Raw genomic sequence first — 5379 nt, forward strand, 5'->3', positions numbered from 1 at the left:
CGCATTTACCGTTGCCGCATACCGGACCCGCACAATCCTCCGGACAGGTCGTTTCGTTCTCAGGACCCCACGAACATCCAGCGTTCAGACAATAGGTTTCCTCACGTATGTTGGAACATGCGAACGTCCCTGAACACTTCCCAGGTACCCATGAACAACCTTCAACAGAATTACATTCTGATTCGTCTGTGAACGCCTTACACAACAGTTTCCCATCACAATAAGGTTTTGGTACTGTACAACCGAACTGGTCGCAAACATCGCTTGTCAGTTTACCGCATTCAATCTCTCCGGAACATGACCCTTCGGCCGAACATCCTGCCAAGTTACACGTCTTCTCATCCTTGATGTTTTCGCACACAACTTCGCCAGTACATGAAGACGGTGTGAAAGAACAACCGGCAGCCTCACAATAATCAGGTTTTATCTTCTCACATGGCAGGATTTCTCCATAACATTTGTTATTCTTCTTATCCCACTTACAACCTACACCTGTACACATGGACGGGTCGGTTATCTGATCGCAGGTAGTGTTCACATCGCCCGTACATGATGGTTGGTTCCATGTACATCCCAACGCAGAACAGGTTGAAGAATCGTCAGAATAATCAGAACAGGACACGTTCGGTGTACCTGAACATGTAAAACTCCATACGCATCCCGCAAGAGTACATGTGTTTTCATCCGTCAGGTCGGAACAATTCACATTAGGAGTACCCTCACAATACTTCGGAACCACCCATTCACAATGCACGTTCCTACAACTCTCTTCATCCGTATAGTTTGAGCATGATAACGAAGTAGGTTCGCCCGAACAGTAATCACCTTCCCAGTAACAGCCGTAACCCGAACATTCGGTTCTGTTATATTCAGAACAATCACCAGTCACATCACCGTAACATATGTACAAACTGAGGTCGCAGACACCGTCCCCACATTTACCGGTCTTTTGATTTGGCGTTAGTTTAAGCTGTTTTACTGCCGATGGTTTTGATTCCGGGTCTACATAAATCCCTTCCCCCACAGACCTGATCGTGTTACCGAGCAGATAGACGACATGATCCTTATCATCAGTATAGTTAGCAACTATTCCGTAACCACCACCGTTACCGTATATCTCGTTATCACTCACGTTCGCATCAGCGTTAACGAGTTTGATCGCGACCTGGTTATCCTCAAACTTATTGTTTTGGACTGTTGAACCTTCACCTTCCAAAATGAGACCTACAAGATTATCATGGAAGTACGAACCCTTTATCACGGCATTATCCGAACCTATGTACGCACCTTCATGTCTGTAGTATCCGTCCTTGACACCGACATCGCTTATCTCCGCATTCTCTATGTAGACAGTCGACCCAGGATGAGCATAGAAGATGAACCGTCTCCCGTCACCGTGAACCTTACACCCGTCCAACAGACGCAGCGTACCACCGGGCATGACTTCGATCACAGGTGGGTCTGACGAGTTACCATCCATCATAAGCTCGCAACCACCTCTCAAAGTAAGTGATGCACCGTTCTCGACTCTCAAACAACCGTGGAGTATGATCCTACCTCCCGTACACTGTTCATCGGTTTTAACGATCCAACCCCCGTCGTCAGACGGAGCGAAACAAGTCGTACCCCAGTCCTTGGGTGGTGGGTTAAGATAATTCAACAACAGTTCAGACCGTTCCGATTCCGTCACGCATCCGAACAAGAACATAACACTGGCCAGCAGCAACCCCAAAATTAACACCTGTCTTTTTCGCTCCATTTGTACACAACCCCCTTCCAGTTCTCTACATCTCTAACAAAGATGAATTACTTTAAAAAAGTTTGCGTTTTTTTCACACACCTCCAGTTATACTGTTTAACAACGGTTGTGGTTGTCCTCAATATTCCCAAAACCATTTTAAACATCTGCAACCATATGTGTAAACATGTCTGCCGCGTTCTACAGGTCGCGAAGAAACGTTTTTGATTCATTATCAAAATTCTCACAATCTTCCATATTCAAGGATGAAAAATACCTTCATCCCGATTACGTACCGACGGAAATATTGCACAGAGAAACCGAGATAAAAGATATTGCGTCTTCGATAAACAGGATCGTTCAGGGCAGTAACTGTGAAAACTTGATGATTATCGGTCCTCCAGGAACCGGCAAAACTGTTTCTCTCAGATATCTTCTCGACCAACTTAGAGAATACACGCAACGTGTCAGAGGCGTTTATGTGAACTGTTGGGAGTATTCGACACGGTTCTCAATACTGTGCAGGATTGCGGAAGACCTTGGCATGTTCGTACCCAGACGCGGTGTATCCGTCGATGAGATCATGAGAACGATCGGAGAAGGGTATTTGAAAAACGGATTGAACGGGTTGATAGTCGTGCTTGACGAATTCGACAGATTGTTCGCTTCGTTTAGAGAAGAATCGCAAGTACTGTACAATCTGACACGGACTACAGAAATCCAAGGGATGAACATAACCGTGGTCACCATATCGAACAGACGCGATATCCTAGCCTACCTGGACGAACGGATAAGAAGCTCCTTCTATCCGCGGGTAATAGAATTCAAACCTTACGATTCTATCGCGTTAAAAGATATCCTCAAAGAACGTGCCAGATACGCCTTTTATCCGAACGTTCTGGACGAGCATGTGATACCTTTATGCGCTGGCATAGGTGTAAAAAGGGGCGGTGATGCAAGGGTAGCGATACGGACCCTGTGGTTAGCCGGCAGAAACGCTGAACGGAAGAGTAAATCAAAGGTAACCGTAGAGGATGTTCAGGAGATAAAATCAGAAGTGGACAACATCATTTTCAAGGAGTACCACCTGGGCAAAATCGAAAGAAAGATTTTAAACGTACTGAAAAAGGAAGGGACTGTGACAAGCGGTCAACTTTATTCAAAACTTTCAAAACTCAACATTACGGACAGAATGCTCAGGTATTACATAAAACGTTTACGGGAGATGGGACTGATCAGTTCAGAGATCAGACAGGTTGAGGGACGCGGGAGGACCCAGTATCTCTCTTTGAAGAGGTAACGTTGTCCACGGACGAAACGGAAAGGGCGCTGTCCCTCAGACCGTAGAGTCCGCGTGCGAACGTCTTGACAACGTTCTCAAACCCTAGGATACGAACGAGATAACCGAACGCACGTTTTTCACCGTACTTTTTAGCGAGTGTGGGAACGAATTCCTCCTCGCGCATGACCAGCAATCTACGAAAGGCAGGGTTATGTTTAGATGCTTCAAACACGGAGTATACGGCCTCCTTTATGCCTTTAACACGTTTTATCAGTTCGTACGTGTTTTCCATACCCAATACATGTTTCCGCGACAGGTATCTGACGAGTTTGATACCGTGACCTATTCTCCATGCACCATCCACGATCTCCTCTTCTGTCAAAACGCTTCTCAATATTCTCCACGTTCTGCTCACCGACCCGGTAACCGCGTATACCAACGCATAACAATCCGATGCAGAGTAACCCTTTTTAATAAGAGCAGAAACAGCACCCGAAGTGTAACCTGCGATGACCGCTTCTTTCATAGCACGTTTCTCACCCAACAATCCGGCCATAGTGGTGAACGCGGTTTCTGAAGAGAACTTTTCAACTAAATAATCGTACACGGACAGGGTACGATGGGTTGCGACCATCAGGTTCACAGTCTTACCGAGACCGTACACGGACTCCAAAAGTTCTATCTTCTGCCTATCATCCATATCAACACGTCTGAAGAATTCGTCAACTACTGCACGTTCTAAACCGAGGTCTGCCGCGTTTTTCAGCACTTCTTTCAACGGGAGGTGACCGACCGCCCATCTTGCAGTTTTTGATTTACCGTACCGTTTAACCAACAACTTTAACACGTCAGAATAACGTTCCAGGTCTACCAACGCGTTCAAAGTCACCCTGATACCGGCAGTCTTCAAGAACTCTTCCAGGGCGCCGCCGTTCGTTTCGAACGCGGATAACAGATCGCCGGGAGGGGCTATCCCTCTGAGTTCTTTTATCGTTCTGCTCACATTCGGCGACTCCTTCATCCGTTTAGCAATAAAATCCAACCGCAACCTTCTATCACCGTACTCCATCAGTGCCTCTATACCCAAACGGTTTACATAATCGTAGAACTCGTCTTCGGTAAGGATGAGATGTGCAGTCTTCAATGCCAGGCTCGGACCCTCCTTTTCAGCAATTTTCAGGGCCGTACCTTTACCGTAGACGGCATCGACCATCGACAACGCTTCTATTCTGGAGAACCGTTTCTTCAGGCAAGTATAAACTTCTTCAGGAGCAAACAGATTGTTAAACCTGTACAACCAACCGACAAAATCTTCAGAGTTGATCACAAGGTCCATGGCTAACGGACCCATCTTCTTCATAAGTTTCGGAGACATTCTCTCCAACAGAGGGTCTATCAACCCGTAATCACGGTAGACATCGATTGCCCGTTCCTTACCTGCCGTCAAAACGTACATGAAGAACATTTTGACAAGATACTCGGACTCGTTTTTCTTTATCAACGAGACTATTACGTCATCGTAACCTTCACTGATCAACGCGTTGAGCACCGCGTACCTGTTCCGGTAAACTCTTTCCAGGAGCGCCCAGAATTCGCCGTCTTCGACAGTATTGTCTCTCAGACCCTCGACAAGAAGGGCCAACGCTTTATCCGTATTCATCTTAAACAGTATCTCGTATGCAGACGTACCTTTCAACGAAAACAACTGGTTCAAAAATAGAGGATTCTCAAAAAGCGGGTCGTAATCAGGTAGACTATACTTCTCCAAATACGGTTCCATCGCTCCAAGTTCGTTGGACAGGTAGATTATCATCGCATCCATCTTACGAGAATTGAAGAACACATTGATTATGATATCCCAGGAAACACCTTCATTCCTGAGTTCTCGGTAAAGGATACCGTCCAGTTCGTACTCAGTACACAATAATTGGATAAGATGCATGTCCCCAGTTTTTATGACCCATCTTACAACGTCTTCAACATCGCAACCTGTCCGTAGAGCTTCGGCGATGAAATCGTGCAATATTATGCCGTAAGGTATTCCCGCCTCTGACGCATCGGTTAACAGTTTAACTTTATCGGTATAGACGTGGTATCCCAACCTGACAGCGAACGTCTCGGTATAATGCCTGGCGAACAGGTTCAAACCGAAACTGCCTTTACCTTTGTTGACGAACAGAGAAAGGACCTCTCTTGCTCCGGCGTGTGAAACGTATTTCACAAAATTCTTCTCGATCATCTGCCTGGCGATCCTCCTCGCGTCTCTGGACACTCTCTCCACCGGGACGTGAACCGTATTCGTACGTCTAACCTCTACAACACCCAACTTTCTAAACTCGTGTTCGCTTAACACATTTTC

At 46.2% G+C, this 5379-nt stretch carries 3 protein-coding genes; 1 reads left to right on the plus strand and 2 read right to left on the minus strand.

What is annotated here, in order from left to right; genetic code table 11:
* On the minus strand, window positions 1–1732 hold a 1732-nt coding region (locus J7K41_02475), incomplete at its 3' end, for a right-handed parallel beta-helix repeat-containing protein (protein ID MCD6549551.1).
* Between the two features lie 193 nt (window positions 1733–1925).
* Between J7K41_02475 and J7K41_02480 the strand changes: the two genes are divergently transcribed.
* Complete coding sequence (locus J7K41_02480) at window positions 1926–3038, plus strand: AAA family ATPase (protein MCD6549552.1); 1113 nt, start codon at window positions 1926–1928, stop codon at window positions 3036–3038.
* Here the strand turns inward: J7K41_02480 and J7K41_02485 are convergent.
* Window positions 2986–5379: hypothetical protein (locus J7K41_02485; GenBank protein MCD6549553.1), on the minus strand; the 2394-nt coding region annotated here is incomplete at its 5' end. The genes J7K41_02480 and J7K41_02485 overlap by 53 nt on opposite strands.

The organism is Candidatus Micrarchaeota archaeon, assembly GCA_021163225.1.
GTDB lineage: Archaea > Micrarchaeota > Micrarchaeia > Anstonellales > JAGGXE01 > JAGGXE01.